We start from the raw sequence: 18,756 nt of genomic DNA, 5'->3' as shown, positions 1-18,756 counted from the left end.
CTATGCGCTCCCGCACGAGAATCGCGCAGCCCCCAGTCCCAGCTGTCTCCGCCTCCCTGATCTCGGGCAGTATGGCCACGTGTCGGAGCCACAGGCGGCGTCTTCCCCTCCCGGGACGCGGGTCTTGGAGGCCGTGCTCGAGCGGATCACCTTCGCCAGCGAGGAGACCGGGTACACCGTCGCGCGGGTCGCCACCGACCGGACCGGTTCGGAGCTGCTCACGGTCGTGGGAGCGCTGCTCGGCGCGCAGGTCGGCGAGAGCCTGCGGCTGACCGGGCGGTGGACGTCGCATCCGAAGTACGGCCGGCAGTTCGAGGCGCACTCGTACACGACCGTGCTGCCCGCCACCGTGCAGGGCATCCGCAAGTATCTCGGCTCCGGGCTGATCAAGGGCATCGGCCCGGTGATGGCCGACCGGATGGTCGAGCACTTCGGCACCGACATCCTGCGCGTGATCGAGGAGGAGCCCGAGCGCCTGGTCGAGGTGTACGGGCTGGGCCCGAAGCGGTCCAACCGCATCGCCGCCGCCTGGGAGGAGCAGAAGGCCATCAAGGAGGTGATGGTCTTCCTGCAAGGGCACGGCGTGTCGACGTCGCTGGCAGTGCGGATCTACAAGCAGTACGGCGACGAGTCGATCTCGGTGGTGCGGAAGGAGCCGTACCGGCTGGCCGCCGACGTGTGGGGCATCGGGTTCAAGACCGCCGACACGATCGCGCAGGCGGTCGGCATCCCGCACGACAGCCCTGAGCGGATCAAGGCGGGGCTGCAGTACACCCTGTCGGAGGCGGCCGACGACGGGCACTGCTACCTGCCCGAGCCCAACCTGCTCACCGAGGCGACGAAGATCCTGGAGGTGCCGCGCGAGCTCGTCGGTCCCTGCCTGGAGGAGGCGGTCGCCGCGGAGGAGATCGTCCGGGAGCGCGTGGCGGCCGGTGAGGGCGAGGTGCCGGCGGTGTACCTGGTGCCGTTCCACCGCGCCGAACGCTCGCTGGCGACCGGGCTGCTGGACCTCCTGGGCGTCGGCGAGGATCGCCTGTCCGCCTTCCAGGGCGTCGACTGGGACAAGGCCCTCGGCTGGCTGCGAAAGCGGACCGGAATGGACCTGGCCCCCGAGCAGGAGGAGGCCGTACGCCTGGCGCTGACCGAAAAGGTCGCGGTGCTCACCGGCGGGCCCGGCTGCGGGAAGAGCTTCACGGTGCGCTCCATCGTCGAGCTGGCGCGGGCCAAACAGTCCAAGGTCGTGCTGGTCGCGCCCACGGGGCGGGCGGCGAAGCGGCTGGCCGAGCTGACCGGTCACGAGGCCGCGACGGTGCACCGGCTGCTGCAGTTGCAGCCCGGCGGCGACCCGAAGTTCGACCGCGACAACCCGCTCGACGCCGACCTCGTCGTCGTCGACGAGTCCTCCATGGTCGACGTCATCCTCGCGAACAAGCTGGTCAAGGCCGTTCCGCGCGGCGCGCACCTGCTGCTCGTCGGCGACGTCGACCAGCTCCCGTCCGTCGGCGCCGGGGAGGTGCTGCGCGACCTGCTGGCCGCCGACGTGATCCCCCGCGTACGCCTGACCAAGATCTTCCGGCAGGCTCAGCAGTCCGGGATCGTGGTCAACGCCCACCGGATCAACGCGGGACAGTCGCCGCGGACGCGGGGTTTCCCGGACTTCTTCCTGTTCCCGTGCGAGGAGGCCGAGCCCACCGCGGAGCTGACCGTCGAGATCGTGGCGCAGCGGATCCCGCGCAAATTCGGCCTCGACCCGCGCCGCGACGTCCAGGTGCTCGCCCCGATGCACCGTGGCCCGGCCGGCGCGGGGAACCTCAACACGCTCCTGCAGGAGGCGCTCACGCCGCACCACGAGGGGAAGGCCGAGCGCCGCTACGGCGGGCGGGTGTTCCGCGTCGGCGACAAGGTCACCCAGCTGCGCAACAACTACGACAAGGGCGCCGCCGGAATCTTCAACGGCACGGTGGGCGTGGTCACCGGCATGTCGCTGGAGGAGCAGACGCTGACCGTGCTCACCGACGAGGACGAGAGCGTCGACTACGACTTCGCCGAGCTGGACGAGCTCGCCCACGCGTACGCCGTGACGATCCACCGCTCGCAGGGCAGCGAGTACCCCGCCGTCGTCATTCCGCTGACGACGAGCTCGTGGATGATGCTGCAGCGCAACCTGCTGTACACCGCCGTCACCCGCGCCAAGAAGCTCGTCGTGCTGGCCGGCTCCCCCAGGGCCCTGGCCGCCGCCGTCCGCACGGCCGGCGCCGGACGCCGCCACACCGCCCTCGACCACCGCCTGCGCGGTTGAGCGCCGGCGGCGGAACGGTGTGGCGAGGCCGCACCGGCTGAGGTCAGAAGCGGACGGTGTGCGGAGCCACGAACCGGCAGTGCTTCATCGACGGCCGATCCCGGCCACTCATGCGACATATCCCGTTCTCCGGGACATCACTGGAGTGGAGGTGTTCGTGCGGATCAAGCAACTGACCGTCTCGGAGCGAAAGCTGGCAGAGGCGTTCTCCACCGGTAAACGCCTGACGTTGGGAAGCGGAGACCCGGGACGCGGCGCCACCTGGGGACCCGGCCGGACGATCCGAGCGGAGGTGATCCGACACTTCCTCGTCAGTGCCACGCCACCGAGCCGGGCCGGCGTTCCGGCGATACGGATCACCGGAGCGCGCATCGTGGGCGCCCTCGACCTCAGGTTCGCCTCGGTGACCCACCCGCTGAGCCTGCGTTCCTGCCACATCACCGGCCTGCTCGACTTCCACGGCGTGCGGTCACGGGAGATCGACCTGCGTGGATCACACCTTCGTGAGGGACTTCACGCGTCGACGGCGTTCATCGACGGTCACCTGCTGCTGACCGACACCGTGATCGACGAGACGGTCCGCCTCATCGCCACGCGCATCCGCGGGGCGCTGTTCATGAACGGAGCGCGGCTCGGCGATCCCGGCGGCGGTCCGGGCCGCCCGGTCTTCGAAGCGGATCGGCTCCAGGTGGATGCCGATCTGCTGTGCCGCGACGGCTTCCACGCGAACGGCGAGATCCGCTTCCCCGGTGCCCGCATCGGCGACAGCATCGACTTCGATGGGGCCACGCTCTCCAATCCGAAGGCGTGCGCGCTCGCGGCTCCCCGGATCGTCGTCGGCGGGGATTTCCTCGCCCGGAACGCGTTCTCCGCGGACGGGTCGATCGACGTGGACGGTGCGACGATCGAAGGCCGGCTGAACCTCGACGGAGCCCGCCTGAGCAACCCGGGTGGGTACGCGCTGCGCGGGGCCCGGCTCACCGTGCAGGGCGAGATGCGCTGCACCGGCGATTTCACCGCCCACGGCGAGCTGCACCTGCTCAACGCTCGGATCATCGGTCCGCTCATCCTCGACGGCGCGCGGATCCTCAATCCCCACCGCATCGGCCTGCACGCCAGCGGGCTCGCGGCGGACGGGATGTACTGCCGCGACGGCTTCACCGTCAAAGGCAGCGTCCGGCTGTCGGGAGCGCGCATCACCGGCCCGCTGGACTTCTCCCACGCCTGTTTCGAGGACCAGTCGGCGTTGAGTCTGGGGTGCTGGTGGCTCACGGCCCGCGAGCTGATCCTGCGTCCGGCCGTCCCGCCGAGCGGCACCGTGGATCTCCGGTACGCGCAGCTGGGCCTGCTGGAGTACGCGCCGGGCGCGCTGCCCGGCACGTTGCGGCTGGACGGCCTCACCTACAACGCGATCGCACCGTCCACCAGTGTGGACACGGGGCTGGCCTGGCTCGACAGGACGCCCCCCGGTTTCCGTCCCCAGCCGTACGAGCAACTGGCCGAGACCTACCGCCACACGGGCAACGACGCCTATGCCCGGAACGTGCTACTGGCGAAGGAACGTCGCCGCCGAATGGGCCTCCCCCTGCCGATCAAGGTCTGGGGATACCTGCAGGACGCGACGGTCGGGTACGGCTACCGGCCGTGGCGGGCAGCGGGCTGGCTCGCGGTGATGCTGATCATCGGGACGGTCGCCTTCCACGCGCGGCACCCGATCGCGGCGGAGCCCGGTAAGGCACCGTCGTTCAACGCGTTCATCTACACGCTGGACCTGCTGCTGCCGATCATCGACCTCGGGCAGCGGAAGGCGTACGCCCCGCTGCCCGGTTGGTCGCAGTGGCTGATGTACGGCCTGACCATCGTCGGCTGGATCCTCGCCACGACGATCGCCACCGCGATCACCCGTGCCCTCCGCCGCCAGTAGCGGATGGGGCGCACGACGCTCGGTGAAGGAGCCGGGAACATGCCCCGTTCGGCCCCTTCACCGAGCGTCCGCCCTACTGGAGGAACCCCTCGTAGTTGTGCTGCTGCAGCCGGCTCTCGATCTGCTTCACGGTGTCCAGCGCGACGCCGACGACGATCAGGAGGCTGGTCCCGCCGAACGGGAAGTCCTGCGTGGCGCCGAACAGCGACAGCGCGACCATCGGGATGAGCGAGATCAACCCCAGGTAGAGGGCCCCGGGCGCGGTGATCCGGGTGAGCACGTAGTCGAGGTACCCGGCGGTGGGCCGCCCCGGGCGGATCCCGGGGACGAACCCGCCGTACTTCTTCATGTTGTCGGCGATCTCGGTCGGGTTGAAGGTGATCGCGACGTAGAAGTAGGTGAAGAACACGATCAGCCCGAACAGGGTGACCATGTGCCAGGGATCGTCCTGCCGGGTGAGCGGGGCCAGGGTGCGGTTGAGGAAGGTGTTCCGAGGCCAGAGCTCAGCCGCCAGCGCCGGAACGGACAGCATCGATGAGGCGAAGATCGCCGGGATGACTCCGGCCTGGTTGACCTTCAGCGGGATGTAGGTGGACGTACCGCCGTACGCGCGCCGGCCGACCACCCGTTTGGCGTACTGCACGGGGATGCGCCGCTGGGCCTGTTCGACGAAGACGACCCCGGCCATCACCGCGAGGCTCGTCGCCGTCACCAGCGCGAAGGTGAACCCGCCCTTCCTGGTGTAGATGTTCCAGAACTCGGTCGGGAAGACGGCGACCACCTGCGTGAAGATCAGGATGGACATGCCGTTGCCGATGCCCCGCTCGGTGATCAGCTCGCCCAGCCACATGATGACGGCGGTACCGGCGACCATGCAGGCCACCATCGTGACGACGGTCAGCATCCCGGGGTCGCCCAGGATCCGCTGCCCGCAGCCGGGGAAGAGGTTGCCGGACGCCGCCATCGCCACGACGGTCGCGCCCTGGAGGATCGCCAGCGCGACCGTGAGGTAGCGGGTGTACTGAGTGATCTTGGTGGTGCCGGCCTGCCCCTCCTTCTTGAGGGCCTCCAGACGCGGGATCACCACCGTCAGCAACTGCAGGATGATGCTCGCGGTGACGTACGGGTAGATGCCCAGCGCCATGACCGAGAGCTTGAGCAGCGCTCCCCCGCTGAACAGGTTGATCATGCTGAAGACGTCGGCCCGGCCGCCGTGGGCGGCGGCCTGCGCGCACGCCTTGACGGCCGACACGTCGACGCCCGGCGCGGGCAGGTTCTGGCCGAGCCGGAACACGACGACGATGCCGAGCGTGAACAGCAGTTTCCGACGCAGGTCAGGAGTCCGGCAGGCCCGGACGAGAGCGGTCAGCATCCGCTCTCCCAGCGAACGGCCGGCCCGCGACCGACGGCGACGGCCACCCCAGAACCGAAGGGAACAGCCGACCCGCGGCCGGGGAGAACGACCGACCCGCGGCCGATACGACGGGCGGACGGATCCGAGTACGAGAATGCGCGTGATCGGGCGAGCACCGAATGTGCCCGCCGCGCGGTGATACGAGAGATGACATGCCTCCACACGGGAACGCCGCGGCGCTCACGAGGACGCCACGGACGACGAACGGGAACGTCAGGAACCCGTGTGGGAAGGAGGCCCGCGGAGGCTGACCGCGGAGGTGAAGACGGCCGGCGGCGCCACCGAGTGCGCCGCGACGACGGCGGCCACACGCCGGGACATCCGGATGTGATCCACGGATGCCGCCGGTATGGCGGGGCCCGGACCGGCCCGGTCGGCCGCGGGTTCGTCACCGGCCAGGAAACGTGACGCGACGGTCCCGCGCCCCGCACCGATGCGATCCGCGACCAGGTGGACTGCTGCCGTCCGCCCGGCGCAGGCGCCATCCGCGACGGGGTGGGCGGCCGCCGTCCCGAACGACGGCCTCTCGATCGCGTCCGCCGCAGCGGACCCTCGCGGAACGGCGAAGGCGCCGGCCCCCACCGTGCGGACGAACGCCGATGCGAGTCGGCGCGGAACGTGGGGGGTGCCGGCCGGAGCCGCGCGGGAACGTCCGGAGCTCCGGTCGAGGGCGGCGACGGTCGCCGCCGAGCCACCGGTTCCGGCGGCGTTGGCGGTCTCGCCGCTGCCCACGCGGATGACGTCGGCGACGGCGGTGCCCGGGATCGCCGCCAGGACGGCGGTCATGACGAAGCCGAAGAATCCGGCGAGCAGTGTCAGCAGCCGTCCCCGGAGCAAGGTGCGGCTCTTCACGCCCACCCCCGCCGACCGTCCGACCCGTCCTGTCCCGACCGGCGGCCTGTACGCCCCCGGCCGGTCATTGATCACGATAGACCGCGTCGCCGCACACCGTCCACGTTTCACCCAGGCGCCCGGACACGCACAATGCGCGCGCAGGAACCACGGAACCTGCCGCTTCGCGGCACATCATCACTGGTGAGGCCGCCTCCGCCGAGCTCCGCGCCCGCTCTTCGGCGACGAGTCCGGCCGCCGGGTGCAACCGATCCCGGCCGGGCGGGGTTCATGAGGCGGCGGCGCGAGATCGGTGCACCACGGGGGTGCGCCGGCCGCGACGCCGACGTGATGAGAAAGGGTCCGGATGCCGATGAGCGGTCGCGACGACGTCCTCACCGTGCTCGACGCGTTCTTCGCCGCGGAGGCCGCCTACATCACGGCGGGCGGGCCGGGCGTCGCCGACTTCGGCGGCATGGCCGCGCATCTCGCGCCCGACGTCGTGATGCACCAGGCACCGACGCTGCCGTACGGCGGCGTGTGGCGCGGCCACGACGGCATGGAGCGGTTCATGGCGGCGATGAGCGAGGCCTGGCGGTCGCTGGAGTTCCTCGAACGCCGGCAGTGGGTGGACGGCGACACCGTCATCGTCTCCAACCACGGACGCCTGACCGCTCGCGCCACCGGCCGGTCGATCGAGACGACGGTGCTCCAGCAGATCACGGTCCGGGACGGCCGCATCACCGAGTTCCGGCCCTTCTACTGGGACACCGCGGCCGTCAACGACACCCTGACCCGTCCCACTCCCGAGAAATGAGGATGAGCATGTCCCGTCTTAACGGCAAGGTCGCTCTGGTCACCGGCGGCAGCCGCGGCATCGGCGCGGCGATCGCCTACCGGCTGGCCTCTGAGGGCGCCGACGTCGCGATCACGTACGTGAACTCCGACGAGCAGGCCCAGCAGGTGGTCACGAAGATCGAGGCGACCGGCCGGCGTGGGATGGCCGTCCAGGCCGACGCGGCGGACCCGCAGGCGGTCGTGGGCGCGGTCGACCGCGTCGCGGCGGACCTCGGCCGGCTCGACATCCTGGTGAACAACGCCGGCATCGGTGTGCTCGGCCCGCTCGAGGACCTGTCCCTGGAGCAGGTCGACCAGACGCTGGCCGTCAACGTGCGGGGCGTATTCCTCGCGTCGCAGGCGGCGGCGCGGCACCTCGGCGACGGCGGCCGGATCATCAGCATCGGCAGCGGTCTGACCTCGCACGTGCCCTTCCCGGGCATGAGCGTGTACACCATGAGCAAGTCCGCCCTGCTCGGCCTCACGAAGGGCCTGGCGCGTGAGCTGGGCGGGCGCGGCATCACGGTGAACGTCCTGAACTGCGGTGCCGTCGACACCGACATGAACCCGGCGGACGGCCCGTTCGCCGAGGGGCAGCGGGCGCTCGCCGCCGTCGGCCGCTTCGGCACGCCCGACGAGGTCGCCGGCGTGGTGGCCTACCTCGCCGGTGACGAGGCCGGCTACGTCACCGGCGCCGCGTTCGCCATCGACGGCGGCCACGCCGCCTGACGCCCGGCGACGACGCGTCGCTCCGTCGCGGTCCCCGTCGTGCGCCACTCCATCCCCGCTCGGGCCGCTCACCTGCGCGACCGGTACGTTCTCAGTAGCGGTGAGTCGGGCCCGAGCGGGGCCGTGGGCGTGAGATTGCGAGAACACATGGAGCTGGTGCATTCGGGCAAGGTCCGCGACGTCTACGCGGACGGCGACGATCTGATCCTCGTCGCGACCGACCGGGTGAGCGTGTACGACGTCGTGCTCCCGACGCCGATCCCGGACAAGGGGAAGATCCTCACGCGGCTGTCGCTGTGGTGGTTCGAGCAGCTCGCCGACGTCATGCCCAACCATGTGATCTCCGCCGACGACGTGCCGGCCGAGTGGGCGGGACGGGCGATCCGCTGCCGCCGCCTGGAGATGCTGCCGGTCGAGTTCATCGCCCGCGGTTACCTCACCGGCCTTGGTCTCAAGGAGTACCAGAAGCAGGGGACGGTCTCCGGGGTGCCGCTGCCGCCGGGCCTCGTCGAGGCGTCCCGGCTGCCGGAGCCGGTGTTCACGCCGACGACCAAGGCGGCGACCGGGCACGACGAGTTCATCACCTTCGACGAGGTCGCGCGGGAGATCGGCGCGGAGACCGCCGAACGCCTCCGCGACGCGACCCTGGAGATCTACCGTCGGGGGGCGGCGCTGGCCGCCGAGCGCGGCATCATCATCGCCGACACGAAGCTGGAGTTCGGCCGGGCGCCGGACGGCACGCTGGTCCTCGCCGACGAGCTGCTGACCTCGGACTCCTCCCGGTTCTGGCCCGCCGACGCCTGGGAGCCCGGCCGGGCGCAGCACTCGCTGGACAAGCAGTTCGTCCGCGACTGGTCGGCGACGGTCACCGACTGGGACCGCACCCCGCCGGGCCCACCGATCCCGGACGACATCGTCGCGGCCAGCCAAGCCCGCTACATCGAGCTGTACGAGCGCATCACCGGCTCACCCTGGCGGCCGGGGCGAAACTGATCGTGTTGTGACGCGGTTCTCGTCCTGCCATCGCGGCACGGCTCATGCGAGGGGCCACGCCGCTAGGGTCTCGTAGCGTGGTGCCTCACCGCCGAGATGGCTACGGACGAGGTGGATCTCGCCGACGGTCCAGAGGCTGCCTTCGAAGGTGTCGGCCTCGGCCACGAGCGGCCGCAGGTCGAACGGTTCGCGGGCGCGGGCCAGCGTGAGATGGGGGTGAAAGCGCTTGTGTTCGTCCGCGTCGACGCCTTCCCTGCGGGCCGCGGCCACGCACGAGTCGGCGAGACGCCGCAGATCGGACTCGAGACCGGTCCACAGCACCCGGGCGGACGCGGGGCGCGGAAAGGCGCCCGCGCCGGCGAACATCACCGTACGGTGCGGATGCCGGCCGGCGGCGCGTTCGAGCCGGGGCAGCAGGCGCGGCACGACCCGATCGTCCACCTCGCCGTAGAACGCCAGCGTCACGTGCCACGACGCCCGGCGCGTCCAGCGCAGGTCCGGATGCGCGGCGCGGTGGGGGCGGAACGCGGCCTCGACCTCGTCGAGCACGGTCTCCGGCGGCATGAGCGCGACGAAAAGCCTCACACATGCCAGCCTCTCACTCACGGACCGTCCGGCCGACCCGCCGACGAAAGGCCGGCCTCTCAGCCGCGACCCCGCCCCGACCGATCAGCCCGACCAACATCCAGGCCGATCAGCCCGACCGACGTCCAGGCCGTCACCGCGTCGTCGCGAGCAGTGCCCGGAGCCTGCCTGCCCGTAGGGCGTCGCGGGCTGGGCCCGGTGCCATGACGGCGACGACTCCGAAGACGGCGGCGAGGGACACGACGCCACCGATGATCATGCTCGATCGCGGCCCGAAGACCTCCGCCAGCCAGCCGATGAGCGGCGAGCCGATCGGGGAGCTGCCCGCGAACACGAGCATGTACAGGCCCATGACCCGGCCGCGCATCTCCGACGGCACGCTCAGCTGCATGACCGCGTTGGCGGCCGTGTTGAACGTCAGCAGCGCGATGCCCGTGGGCACCAGCAGCACGACGAAGGACACGTAGTCCGGCATCAGACCGCTCGCGATCTCCAGGACGCCGAAGACCGTCGCGGCGGCGAACAGCAGCCGCATTCTCAGGTTCTTGCGGCGCGCGGCCAGCAGCGAACCCGACAGCGCACCGACGGCCAGCATGGTCGAGGCGAGGCCGAACGAGGACGCGCCGCTGTGGAAGACCTGGCGGCTCATCAGCGCGGTCGTCATCTGGAAGTTCATGCCGAACGCGGCGACGAACAGCACCAGCGTGAGCACCATGACCAGGTCGCGGCGCTGCCGGACGTACCGCAGCCCTTCGCGCAGTTGGCCCTTCGCCCGGGGGACGGGTTCCCGGAGATTCAGCTCGTCCTCGCGCATCAGGTAGAGCCCGAGCAGCACGGCGCCGTACGACCCGGCGTTGACGAGGAAGACCGGGGCGGTGCCGATGGCGGCGATCAGCACGCCGGCGACCGCCGGGCCGAGGATCCGCGCCATGTTGAAGATCGCGCTGTTCAGCGCGATGGCGTTGGACAGGTCGGCGCGCCCGACCATCTCCACCGCGAACGTCTGCCGGGTCGGGTTGTCCACCACCGTGGCCACGCCGAGGCCGAAGGCCAGCGCGTACACGTGCCACACCTGGGCGCTGCCGGTGACCGCGAGCAGGCCGAGCACCAGCGCGAGCGCGCCCATCACCGCCTGGGTGACCATGAGCACGCGCCGCTTGCGGTATCGGTCGGCCAGCACGCCGCCGTACAGGCCGAACAACAGCAGCGGCAGGAACTGCAAGCCCGTCGTGATGCCGAGCGCCGCTCCGCTGCCGTGGGTGAGGTCGAGGACCAGCCAGTCCTGCGCGACCCGCTGCATCCACGTGCCGGTGTTGGAGACGACCTGACCGGCCGCGAACAGCCGGTAGTTGCGGTTGCGCAGCGACCGGAACAGGCTCAGACCTTGCTCAGGCGCTCCAGGATCGGCGCCGCCTGACGCAGGATCTCCCTCTCCTCGGGGGTCAGCTCCGCCAGCCGCTGGGCCAGCCACGCCTCCTTGCGACGCCGCTCCTCCTTCAGGAGCTTCTCGCCCTCCTCCGTCACGCTCAGGATGACCTGCCGCCGATCCGTCGGATGCGGGTTGCGTGTCAGCAGGCCCCGCTCCTCCAGCGCGGCGATCACTCGGGTCATCGAGGGGGGTTGTACCTTCTCGTGCTCGGCCAGCTCCCCCGGCGTCATCGCGGCGTGCCGCGAGACCGCGCCGAGCGCGGCGAGCTGGGTGACGCTCAGCGACTGTCCCGCCTGAGCGCGCATTCGTCGTGACAGCCTGCTTACGGAGACGCGCAGGGCCGCTGCCAGGCCCGCACGACTTCTGGTCTGCGATGTTGGCATGTTCTTTAGCATGAGTCATTACTCTTGCTAACGATACGCGTGCGACTCGTATTCCGCAAGGTCGTTAGCAATGCGTACGACTCTGACCCTCCTCCCGGAGAACGGCACCGCGTGCCACCGATCACCGAGCCCGGCCGTCGACGAACCCTCCGGCGAGCACTTGCCCCGGAAGGTAACGCACCCCATCCCCGCGCGACACCCCCGGGGACCTGCGCAGACCGACGAATTTCCCGGCCCGCGCCCATACCGCCCCGAAACGACGCCACCGCCCCGGACTTCGCCGACCACCTGGGGCGGCTACGCTGATTCCATGAGTCGCGAGCGACGTCATGTCACGGAGCCCATCAAGACCAACGACGTCCTGACCTCGGCCGTCGGCGCGGCGGCGTTCGCCGTTGCCTTCATCGTGCTCCTGCTCATCCCGCTCCCCGCTCGCGACCACTGGTGGCGCTGGGTCTGCGTGGTCGGCTTCGCGATGGGCGTCTTCGGCTGCTGGTACATCCCGCGCCTCCAGCGGTCCCGCGAAGCCGCCGCCCAAAGGCACGCCGCCGACCACGCGACCGGCTGACGCCGGCACCGGAGCAGGCCGACGGCCCAGTCGTCGGTGGTCGTCATGCTTTGTCCGACACCATCCGCACGGCAATAGAGCTTTATCTACGGGCCGAGTCGTATCTCTGGAACTCCCAGGGGTCGTGGGCGCAGAAGATGTCGACCTCGTCGCCGTGTTCGCGGTGCAGGGCGCGCAGCCGATGCAGGCCGTCGAGCCGGGCTTCCGGATCGACCTGGGCGTTCTGCTGGATCAGGTCCAGCTCGGGATGGGATACGGGCGGGTCGGCTTCGAGTTCGCGGTGGTAGAAGTAGGCGTCGCCCGCGTTGAGCAGCCAACGGTCGCCGGATCGTACGGCCACGCCGCTGTGCCCCGGCGTGTGCCCGAAGAGCGGCACCAGCAGGATGTCCGCCGCCAGGCCTTCCAGGCGAGCGACGTTCTCGATCCCCGGCCAGGAGTCGCCCGGGTGGCTCCTGGCCGGGGTCAGGCGCGGGCCGTGCGCCCGATGCGCCGGCATGAAGCGCTCGACGCTCGCCCGATGGTGCTCGGCGGCCGGATCGGTCACGGCCCGGTACTCCTCCTCGTGCAGATGGACCGTGGCGTACGGGAAGTCGGGGAGGCCGCCCGTGTGGTCCCGGTGCAGGTGGGTGAGCACGATGTGGCGTACGTCCGCGGGGTCGAAGCCCAGCCGGGCGACCTGCCGGACCGCCGGCTGGGCCGGGTCGAGGACCGGCTCGGCGAAGGTGAGGAAGTCCGCGCCGAGCCTCTCGCCGGGACTCACCGTGTCCTCACCGCCGAAGCCGCTGTCCACCAGGACCAGGCCGTCGGCGTCCGTCTCGATGAGCAGGCAGTGGCAGACCGCCCGCGCGGGCGGCAGGTCCTCGCCGACCGGCGCGATCACACGGAGGGATCCGCAGTCGAGATGATGTACGCGCATGACCGTTCCTCACTCTTCGCCGAGCACCGTCCGGCAGGACGCTAGGAGGCGCACTCGTGACTCACCAAGGCGTTGGTCACGGGCTACTGGACGTCTGTTCCGGCCCGACGCCCGAGCCGCATCCGGACTGCCCCGTCGAGGTCGCCCTCGCCGCACTCCGGGGGCGCTGGACCCCGCTGATCCTCCGCGAGTTCCTGCGCTCCGATGAGCTGAGCTATTCCCGGCTCGCCGCCGCCCTCACGGGCCTGTCGGACAAGGTCCTCTCCGAACGGCTGGCGCAGCTGACCGAGGCGGGCGTCCTCGAACGTCACCGCATCCCGGCCTGGCCGCCGCGCGTGACGTACGCGCTGACGGACCGGGGCCGGGCCCTGGCCCCGGTGCTGGAGGCGTTGTGGTCCTGGGGGCGCGGCGACGTCCCCTGACGGCGCCGACCTCTGGCGGTCGGCCCCGCCGTCGACCTATTCGGCTCGCGCGGCGGAGACGATCGGGAGCGGGAGTCGGTCCAGCGTGTAAGACGTCGCCGCGATCTTCCCGTCCGCGTCGATCACCACGAATGACGGGTAGCCGGTCACGGCGAAGGCGGTACCGATGGGGTCGTCCGGTTCTTCGACGACGACCTCGACGACCGGTGACAGTGCGGCGAGTTGATCCCGGGTCTCCTCCATCGTGCCGTGGAGTACGGCGAGGACGGGCGTGTCCTCGTCTCCGGCGAGCGTGCGCGCGAGGTCGGTGAAGCGCGGTAGCTGCTTTTCGCAGGCGCCGCAGCCGGGCGAGAAGAACGCGATGACACCGCCGCTCACGGTCGACCGCGAGACCGCGCCGCCGGCCGTGGTGGTGGCGGTGAACTCCGGCACGACCGCACCCGCCGGCAGGGTCAGGTCCTCGGGCACGTCATGATGCCCGCCGCTCTGCCCGCGGAGCCGACGGATGATGCCGAACGTCAGCAGGAGGTTCAACAGGCAGACCACGGTGAGGATGATCAGTGCCGCGACTACGTAGGGCATGGATGACTCTCCGAGGCGAGTTTCAAATATACAATACCGATTAAATCAATTACCGACCGCTGTCGTTCAATGCAACGAATAAACGACCAGCCACATCCATGGGTAACTCAAAATTAATTCACGCGCAAGACTTGATCTTGGTCCGCGAAACGACATAGATTGCACCTAACGGATTCCCGACCTTTTTAGGAGGTTGCAGATGTCTCGTATGTTCGGTGCGGTCAGCGACAGGCTGCTGAGTGCGGTTCTCAAGGAGCAGTCGGCCGGCGCGTGCGTCCCGGAGCACGGCGAATACTGCTATTGCAAGGGTGGGTACAAGTACTACCACAACTGCAATGGCATCTGCACCAAGGACACCAACCGCTGCTAGTCGGCGATAGCCGATAAACCGGCTGCCAGGGCGGCTCCTCGGAAAGCATTCGCTAATGGGGGGCCGCCTGTTCCGTTCCACGATCAATGCGGCTGTTCTCACAGGGGCCGTAGCACCGTCCCCAGGACTGTGGCCGCGGAGATATAACCCAACTGCCGGGAGTCCAGGCTCCGCTCCGCGTCGCCGCGCACGACGAGACAGTCGAGCGGCACCACCGCCCCGTGGGCCGCACCGACCACGGCGAGCACCTCCTCCGGCACTCGATCTCCGGGAGCGGCCGAAACCCGCTTCACCAACCACGGCGGATCGGGCTCGCCCTTCGTGGCGGGATTGCGAAAGACCACCACGTCCCCACGCCGAGGTCGTACGGTGCGGCGCACCAGCAGACGGTCACCGTCGGCGAAGGTGGGCGCCATGCTGCTTCCCACCACCCGGACCAGCGCCAATCGCGCATGAAGCGATCGAAGGGCGATCGCGACGGCGGTACCGCAGAGCACCGTCGTCAGGCCGGCGACGACGGGCATGCCGTACGGCCGGCGGGTCACCGTGTTCTCGAAAGGCATCACAGACTCTCCCCGTTTCGGTCATTCGCGCCGTGCGCGGGCCGAGAAGCGCCCGCGGGTTGGTAACCCGCGGCCTGAAGGCCGAAGAGCCTGGCGTATCCGCCGTCCAGATCCATCAGGTCGTCATGGCTCCCGAGTTCGGCCACCCGTCCGTCCTGGAGAACCGCGATGAGGTCGGCGTCACGTAGCGCGCTGAGCCGATGCGAGATGAGCAGGCTGGTCCGGCCGGCGCGGTGCTCGGCGAGCGCACGGTGGATCTGGTGCTCGGCCTCGGGGTCCAGCCCCGAGCTGGGCTCGTCGAGGATCAGCAGGTCCGCGTCGGAACGCATCAGCGAGCGGGCCAGGGCGACGCGCTGCCACTGCCCACCGGACAGCGTCACGCCCGTACTGTCGTCCTCTTCGTCGAGGTGGACGCGGCTCAGCTGAGTGTCGTAGCCGTGCGGCAGGCGTCGCAGCGTGGCGTCGATTCCGGCCAGCCGGGCCGCCGTACGGACACGATCGCCGTCCTCGGCGCGGGGCAGGTCGCCGAGACCGATGTTCTCGTGCGCGGTGAGGTCATAGGTCATGTAGTCCTGGAACGTCGCGCCGATGCGGCGGCGCAGGGCGTCGACGTCCATGTCCCGCAGGTCGACGCCGTCCCACAGGATCGCCCCGCGCTCCGGGTCGTAGAGCCGGCACAGGAGCTTGACGAGGGTGCTCTTGCCCGCGCCGTTGACGCCGACCAGCCCCAGCGACGAGCCCGCCGGAAGCGTCAGGTCGACACCACGCAGCACCCACGGGCCGTTCTGGTCGTACCGGAACCACACGTCGCGGAGCTCCAGCCCCCCGCGCAGGGGCGGTGCCGGCGCGTGACCCGTCACGAGGTCGTCGCGGTCGGCCATCAGGCCGACATAGTGGTCGAACAGCCGGACCGCCTCGGCCGCCATCCCCGCCTGGAGGACGACACCGGTGAACGCTCCCTGCACCCCCGCCACCGCGGCGATGAACAGGGTGACGTCGCCGACGGTGAAGCGCTGGTGAGCCGCTCCGGCGACGACCACGAGGATGCCGAAGCCCGTCACCACTCCGTTGAGCAGGGCGAATCCGGACTGGACCAGCGTGCTGCGGCGCACGACCGCCAGTTCCGCCTCCGTGGCTCCGGAGATGGCGTTCACCAGCCGCCCGTGAAGAAAGCCGCCCAGGCCGAAGAGACGTATCTCCTTCGCCGCGCGAGGCTCGGTGAGCAGTGAGCGATAGAACAGCCGGCGCCGGTACTTGGCCGACACGGCTTCGGAGACCTCCACCTGACGGCGGGCGATCGCGAGCCGTGAGATCAGCGCGGCGACGCCCGAGGCGAGCAGCAGTGCCGCCATCGGAGGCCATACCGCGAGCATCACGCCGAGAAAGCCCCCGATCGAGGCGACGGCCTGGACGACCTGCTGACCGAAGGTCGTGATGTTGTGCGGCGCGTCCTGGGACGCCTGCTGGGCCAGCCTCAGCCGGTCGTGGAACTCCGGATCCTCGAACCTGCGCAACCCCCGGAACTCGTTGACCTTGGCGAAGAGCCGGCGCTCGATCGTCACCACGAGGCGCTGTCGGACCAGTTCGTCGAGGTATCCGCTCACCTGCGCGAGGACCGCGATGAGAGCGCCGGTCGTCGCCATCGCCACGCCCAACGCGACCGCTCGCCCCGCGTCGGCGTGGCCACCGCGCCCGAGTTCGTCGAACATCAGCTTGGCGAGCCACGCCATGACGGCGGGCCCGACGCCAGAGACGGTCGTCACGGCCAGGAGCAGCCACCCGCCAATCGGAGCGGCCCGGAACTGCAGCCCCATCGCCGAGGTGACGGCGCGCAGGCGCAACCGGCCGCCCCTGATCGGATTCCCTTCGCGGTCGGCACTGACGTCGGCCGCCGAGTCCTCGTCCGGCGCCGGAGCGGTGCGCGTCACCGACATGCCACCACGGCGGATGGCATGCGGTCACGCCGGTGGCCACCGAACGGTTGATCACTGCGCTTCATCGACGACCTCGGGTCATCGGGTGGTCAACGCCGCGACGAGCAGCCCGTCGCTCATTGCCGCAATCGTCCGTGTCACCTGCGATCCCCGAAGATCTCACTAAATGGACAGCCGAAACCTACGGTGCTGCCTCGCCGAACGACAAGGGCCGGAAGTCCCGGTTTGGCGCGGTCCACAAGGGCCTCAGGTCCCGGTTCGGCGCAATCCACGAGGAGGTTCGACAACCGGCTTCTCCGACGTTTTCCGACAACTGATTCGGACGTTAATTGCATAACGTGCGTCCACGGCATAAATATCCTCGAACGTCACCGCACCCCCGCCTGGCCGCCGCACGTGGCGTACGCGCTGACGCGGTGACGCTCTCGGACGGCGCCGACCGCGGTCAGCGAAAAGCGGCGGCGTTACGGTCGGCCCAGACGGCGAAGGTACGGGGTGCGCGACCGAGGACCCGCTCCACGTCGGGGCTGACGCGCAGTTCGGCCAGGGTGGGCTCACCGAGGATGGTGAGGGTGGTCTCGGCCACCGGCTCGGGCATGAACCGCAGCATCTGCGTACGAGCCTCGTCGCGAGTCTGCTCGACGAACCGGATCGGCTCGCCGATCGCGGCGCCGATGGCCTCGGCCTGCTGCCGGGGCGTGACGAGGGCGGGGCCGGTGAGCTCGTAGACCTCTCCGGCGTGGCCGTCCTGGCGCAGGACCGCGGCGGCGACCTCGGCGATGTCGTCCGGGTCGATGGTCGGCAGGCCGACCTCGGCGAACGGCGCGGCGACGGTCCGCTGAGCACGGACCGGTTCGACCCAGGCATAGGCGTTGGAGTCGAAGCCGCCGGGGCGCAGGATCGTCCAGTCCATGCCGGATTGCCGGACGGCGTCCTCGATGGACCTCCCGAGCATTCCGTGGGAGGGCGACTCCGGCCGGGTCGCCACGCCCAGGGAGGACAGCAACACCACGCGCGTGACGCCGCCGGCCTTGGCGACGTCGAGGATGTCCGGGGTGCTGAGCAGGTGCGCGCTGGCGCCGCCGTTCTGCAGGAACAGGGCGTCGGCGCCGTCGAAGACGGGGCGGAGGCTCTCCGGGTCGGCCAGGTCCGCCCGCCGGTGCCGGACACCCTGCGGCACATCGGTTTCCGCGATCCCTCGGGACGTCGCCAGCACCTGCTCCCCGGCCGCCGCGAGGACCCGCACGAGCGATCGGCCCACGTTGCCGGTCGCGCCTGTCACCACGATCATATCGATCTCCTCAGAGTTAGTTAGTCGGCTGACTAAGTAAGACGGTAGCACGACTCCCAGGGCGACTGTCTATAGTTAGTTGGGTGACTGACTCAACGAAGTCTCGGGTGCGCGGAACGGACAAGCGCCGCCGTCTGACGGCGGCGGCCGCTCAGGTCCTCCACCGGCAAGGGGTCGAGCGCACCACGATCGCCGACATCGCCAAGACCGCCGACGTCCCCGTCGGGAACGTCTACTACTACTTCAAGACCAAGGACGAACTGGTCCAGGCCGCCCTGTCCGAACACGAGGGGACCCTGGGCGAGCTCACCACCGAGCTCGACAAACTCCCCGACCCCCTCGACCGCCTCAAGGCCCTGGTCGACGCGTGGGTGGGCCAACGCGACACCGCCGCCCGGTACGGCTGCCCCACCGGCACCCTCGCCGCCGAACTCGACAAACGCGCCGACGGCACCCTCGACCAGGAGGCGGGCCGCGTCATCCGCGTGCTGCTGGACTGGGTGGAACACCAGTTCCGCGCGCTCGGCCTCCCCGACCCCGGCGACCTCGCCGTCACGCTCGTCGCGGGCTACCAGGGCATGTCGCTCCTGGCCAACGCCCTGCGCGACCCCGACATCGTGACCCGCGAAGGCGACCGCCTGATCCGCTGGCTCGACACCCTGACCGCCGGCGACGCGTCCTGAGGC

At 70.2% G+C, this 18,756-nt stretch carries 19 protein-coding genes; 9 read left to right on the top strand and 10 right to left on the bottom strand.

Going from position 1 to position 18,756, the window contains the following annotated elements:
- The first annotated feature begins 79 nt into the window (after positions 1 to 79).
- Together recD2 and ACQP2O_RS05335 are read left to right on the top strand one after the other, a co-directional pair.
- Positions 80 to 2,299, top strand: coding sequence for an SF1B family DNA helicase RecD2 (recD2, locus tag ACQP2O_RS05340; RefSeq protein WP_433180420.1), 2,220 nt, complete (start codon positions 80 to 82; stop codon positions 2,297 to 2,299).
- A gap of 157 nt (positions 2,300 to 2,456) precedes the next feature.
- Positions 2,457 to 4,223 carry a hypothetical protein gene (locus ACQP2O_RS05335; protein WP_433180419.1) on the top strand — a complete coding sequence of 589 codons (1,767 nt, stop codon included), beginning with the start codon at positions 2,457 to 2,459 and terminating at the stop codon, positions 4,221 to 4,223.
- Positions 4,224 to 4,296: 73 nt separating this feature from the next.
- Here the strand turns inward: ACQP2O_RS05335 and secY are convergent, their stop codons facing one another.
- Together secY and ACQP2O_RS05325 are read right to left on the bottom strand one after the other, a co-directional pair.
- Entirely contained in the window at positions 4,297 to 5,595 is a 1,299-nt protein-coding gene (gene secY / locus ACQP2O_RS05330) for a preprotein translocase subunit SecY (protein WP_433180417.1), read from the bottom strand.
- Between the two features lie 255 nt (positions 5,596 to 5,850).
- Positions 5,851 to 6,489, bottom strand: coding sequence for a hypothetical protein (locus ACQP2O_RS05325; protein ID WP_433180415.1), 639 nt, complete (start codon positions 6,487 to 6,489; stop codon positions 5,851 to 5,853).
- A gap of 352 nt (positions 6,490 to 6,841) precedes the next feature.
- Here ACQP2O_RS05325 and ACQP2O_RS05320 point away from each other — a divergent pair, with 352 nt between their 5' ends.
- The 3 genes from ACQP2O_RS05320 to ACQP2O_RS05310 all read left to right on the top strand — a co-directional run bounded on the left by ACQP2O_RS05320 (position 6,842) and on the right by ACQP2O_RS05310 (position 9,027).
- On the top strand, positions 6,842 to 7,285 hold the full coding sequence (locus ACQP2O_RS05320; protein ID WP_433180413.1) for a nuclear transport factor 2 family protein: 444 nt from the start codon (positions 6,842 to 6,844) through the stop codon (positions 7,283 to 7,285).
- A gap of 8 nt (positions 7,286 to 7,293) precedes the next feature.
- Entirely contained in the window at positions 7,294 to 8,034 is a 741-nt protein-coding gene (locus tag ACQP2O_RS05315; protein WP_433180411.1) for an SDR family NAD(P)-dependent oxidoreductase, read from the top strand.
- A 147-nt stretch (positions 8,035 to 8,181) separates the two neighbouring features.
- Positions 8,182 to 9,027 (top strand): phosphoribosylaminoimidazolesuccinocarboxamide synthase, encoded by an 846-nt coding sequence (locus ACQP2O_RS05310; protein WP_433180410.1) that lies wholly within the window; start codon positions 8,182 to 8,184, stop codon positions 9,025 to 9,027.
- A gap of 42 nt (positions 9,028 to 9,069) precedes the next feature.
- On the opposite strand, the gene thpR is transcribed toward ACQP2O_RS05310, so the two are convergent.
- The 3 genes from thpR to ACQP2O_RS05295 form a co-directional block, all read right to left on the bottom strand.
- Complete coding sequence (gene thpR, locus ACQP2O_RS05305) at positions 9,070 to 9,612, bottom strand: RNA 2',3'-cyclic phosphodiesterase (RefSeq protein ID WP_433180408.1); 543 nt, start codon at positions 9,610 to 9,612, stop codon at positions 9,070 to 9,072.
- A gap of 133 nt (positions 9,613 to 9,745) precedes the next feature.
- Entirely contained in the window at positions 9,746 to 10,987 is a 1,242-nt protein-coding gene (locus ACQP2O_RS05300) for an MFS transporter (RefSeq protein WP_433190937.1), read from the bottom strand.
- Positions 10,988 to 10,989: 2 nt separating this feature from the next.
- Positions 10,990 to 11,424: a MarR family winged helix-turn-helix transcriptional regulator gene (locus tag ACQP2O_RS05295; RefSeq protein ID WP_433180406.1), complete on the bottom strand. Its 435-nt coding sequence runs from the start codon at positions 11,422 to 11,424 to the stop codon at positions 10,990 to 10,992.
- 310 nt (positions 11,425 to 11,734) lie between these two features.
- Between ACQP2O_RS05295 and ACQP2O_RS05290 the strand changes: the two genes are divergently transcribed.
- On the top strand, positions 11,735 to 11,992 hold the full coding sequence (locus tag ACQP2O_RS05290) for a DUF2530 domain-containing protein (protein WP_433180404.1): 258 nt from the start codon (positions 11,735 to 11,737) through the stop codon (positions 11,990 to 11,992).
- 82 nt (positions 11,993 to 12,074) lie between these two features.
- On the opposite strand, the gene ACQP2O_RS05285 is transcribed toward ACQP2O_RS05290, so the two are convergent.
- Positions 12,075 to 12,908, bottom strand: coding sequence for an MBL fold metallo-hydrolase (locus tag ACQP2O_RS05285; RefSeq protein WP_433180402.1), 834 nt, complete (start codon positions 12,906 to 12,908; stop codon positions 12,075 to 12,077).
- A gap of 56 nt (positions 12,909 to 12,964) precedes the next feature.
- Here ACQP2O_RS05285 and ACQP2O_RS05280 point away from each other — a divergent pair, with 56 nt between their 5' ends.
- The gene (locus ACQP2O_RS05280) at positions 12,965 to 13,330 is read left to right on the top strand and encodes a winged helix-turn-helix transcriptional regulator (RefSeq protein ID WP_433180400.1); all 366 of its coding nucleotides are present in this window, start codon (positions 12,965 to 12,967) and stop codon (positions 13,328 to 13,330) included.
- Between the two features lie 36 nt (positions 13,331 to 13,366).
- Here ACQP2O_RS05280 and ACQP2O_RS05275 read toward each other — a convergent pair whose 3' ends face one another.
- The gene (locus ACQP2O_RS05275; RefSeq protein WP_433180398.1) at positions 13,367 to 13,912 is read right to left on the bottom strand and encodes a TlpA family protein disulfide reductase; all 546 of its coding nucleotides are present in this window, start codon (positions 13,910 to 13,912) and stop codon (positions 13,367 to 13,369) included.
- A 199-nt stretch (positions 13,913 to 14,111) separates the two neighbouring features.
- On the opposite strand from ACQP2O_RS05275, the gene ACQP2O_RS05270 reads away from it, so the two are divergent.
- Positions 14,112 to 14,282 carry a hypothetical protein gene (locus tag ACQP2O_RS05270; RefSeq protein WP_433180396.1) on the top strand — a complete coding sequence of 57 codons (171 nt, stop codon included), beginning with the start codon at positions 14,112 to 14,114 and terminating at the stop codon, positions 14,280 to 14,282.
- A gap of 98 nt (positions 14,283 to 14,380) precedes the next feature.
- Here the strand turns inward: ACQP2O_RS05270 and lepB are convergent, their stop codons facing one another.
- The 3 genes from lepB to ACQP2O_RS05255 form a co-directional block, all read right to left on the bottom strand.
- On the bottom strand, positions 14,381 to 14,845 hold the full coding sequence (gene lepB, locus ACQP2O_RS05265; protein WP_433180394.1) for a signal peptidase I: 465 nt from the start codon (positions 14,843 to 14,845) through the stop codon (positions 14,381 to 14,383).
- A complete protein-coding gene (locus ACQP2O_RS05260; RefSeq protein ID WP_433180392.1) occupies positions 14,845 to 16,779 on the bottom strand; it encodes an ABC transporter ATP-binding protein in 1,935 nt (644 codons plus the stop codon). Before ACQP2O_RS05260 ends, lepB begins: the two co-directional genes overlap by 1 nt.
- Before the next feature lie 445 nt (positions 16,780 to 17,224).
- The gene (locus ACQP2O_RS05255) at positions 17,225 to 18,070 is read right to left on the bottom strand and encodes an NAD(P)H-binding protein (protein ID WP_433180390.1); all 846 of its coding nucleotides are present in this window, start codon (positions 18,068 to 18,070) and stop codon (positions 17,225 to 17,227) included.
- Between the two features lie 83 nt (positions 18,071 to 18,153).
- On the opposite strand from ACQP2O_RS05255, the gene ACQP2O_RS05250 reads away from it, so the two are divergent.
- Positions 18,154 to 18,753, top strand: coding sequence for a TetR/AcrR family transcriptional regulator (locus ACQP2O_RS05250; protein WP_433180388.1), 600 nt, complete (start codon positions 18,154 to 18,156; stop codon positions 18,751 to 18,753).
- Positions 18,754 to 18,756: the final 3 nt, after the last annotated feature.

It is taken from the genome of Actinoallomurus sp. CA-150999 (assembly GCF_050942425.1).
GTDB lineage: Bacteria > Actinomycetota > Actinomycetes > Streptosporangiales > Streptosporangiaceae > Actinoallomurus.
Note: the sequence above shows the minus strand (reverse complement) of the source record. Positions and strands in the feature narration are given on the sequence as shown.

Excerpts from the sequence above, each read along its gene's own strand:
- ACQP2O_RS05270 (WP_433180396.1), top strand. The coding sequence starts at position 14,112 with ATGTCTCGTATGTTCGGTGCGGTCAGCGACAGGCTGCTGAGTGCGGTT.
- ACQP2O_RS05315 (WP_433180411.1), top strand. The coding sequence starts at position 7,294 with ATGTCCCGTCTTAACGGCAAGGTCGCTCTGGTCACCGGCGGCAGCCGC.
- ACQP2O_RS05295 (WP_433180406.1), bottom strand. The coding sequence starts at position 11,424 with ATGCCAACATCGCAGACCAGAAGTCGTGCGGGCCTGGCAGCGGCCCTG.
- ACQP2O_RS05260 (WP_433180392.1), bottom strand. The coding sequence starts at position 16,779 with ATGTCGGTGACGCGCACCGCTCCGGCGCCGGACGAGGACTCGGCGGCC.
- ACQP2O_RS05275 (WP_433180398.1), bottom strand. The coding sequence starts at position 13,912 with ATGCCCTACGTAGTCGCGGCACTGATCATCCTCACCGTGGTCTGCCTG.
- ACQP2O_RS05290 (WP_433180404.1), top strand. The coding sequence starts at position 11,735 with ATGAGTCGCGAGCGACGTCATGTCACGGAGCCCATCAAGACCAACGAC.
- ACQP2O_RS05285 (WP_433180402.1), bottom strand. The coding sequence starts at position 12,908 with ATGCGCGTACATCATCTCGACTGCGGATCCCTCCGTGTGATCGCGCCG.
- ACQP2O_RS05320 (WP_433180413.1), top strand. The coding sequence starts at position 6,842 with ATGAGCGGTCGCGACGACGTCCTCACCGTGCTCGACGCGTTCTTCGCC.
- lepB (WP_433180394.1), bottom strand. The coding sequence starts at position 14,845 with ATGCCTTTCGAGAACACGGTGACCCGCCGGCCGTACGGCATGCCCGTC.
- ACQP2O_RS05310 (WP_433180410.1), top strand. The coding sequence starts at position 8,182 with ATGGAGCTGGTGCATTCGGGCAAGGTCCGCGACGTCTACGCGGACGGC.
- ACQP2O_RS05255 (WP_433180390.1), bottom strand. The coding sequence starts at position 18,070 with ATGATCGTGGTGACAGGCGCGACCGGCAACGTGGGCCGATCGCTCGTG.
- secY (WP_433180417.1), bottom strand. The coding sequence starts at position 5,595 with ATGCTGACCGCTCTCGTCCGGGCCTGCCGGACTCCTGACCTGCGTCGG.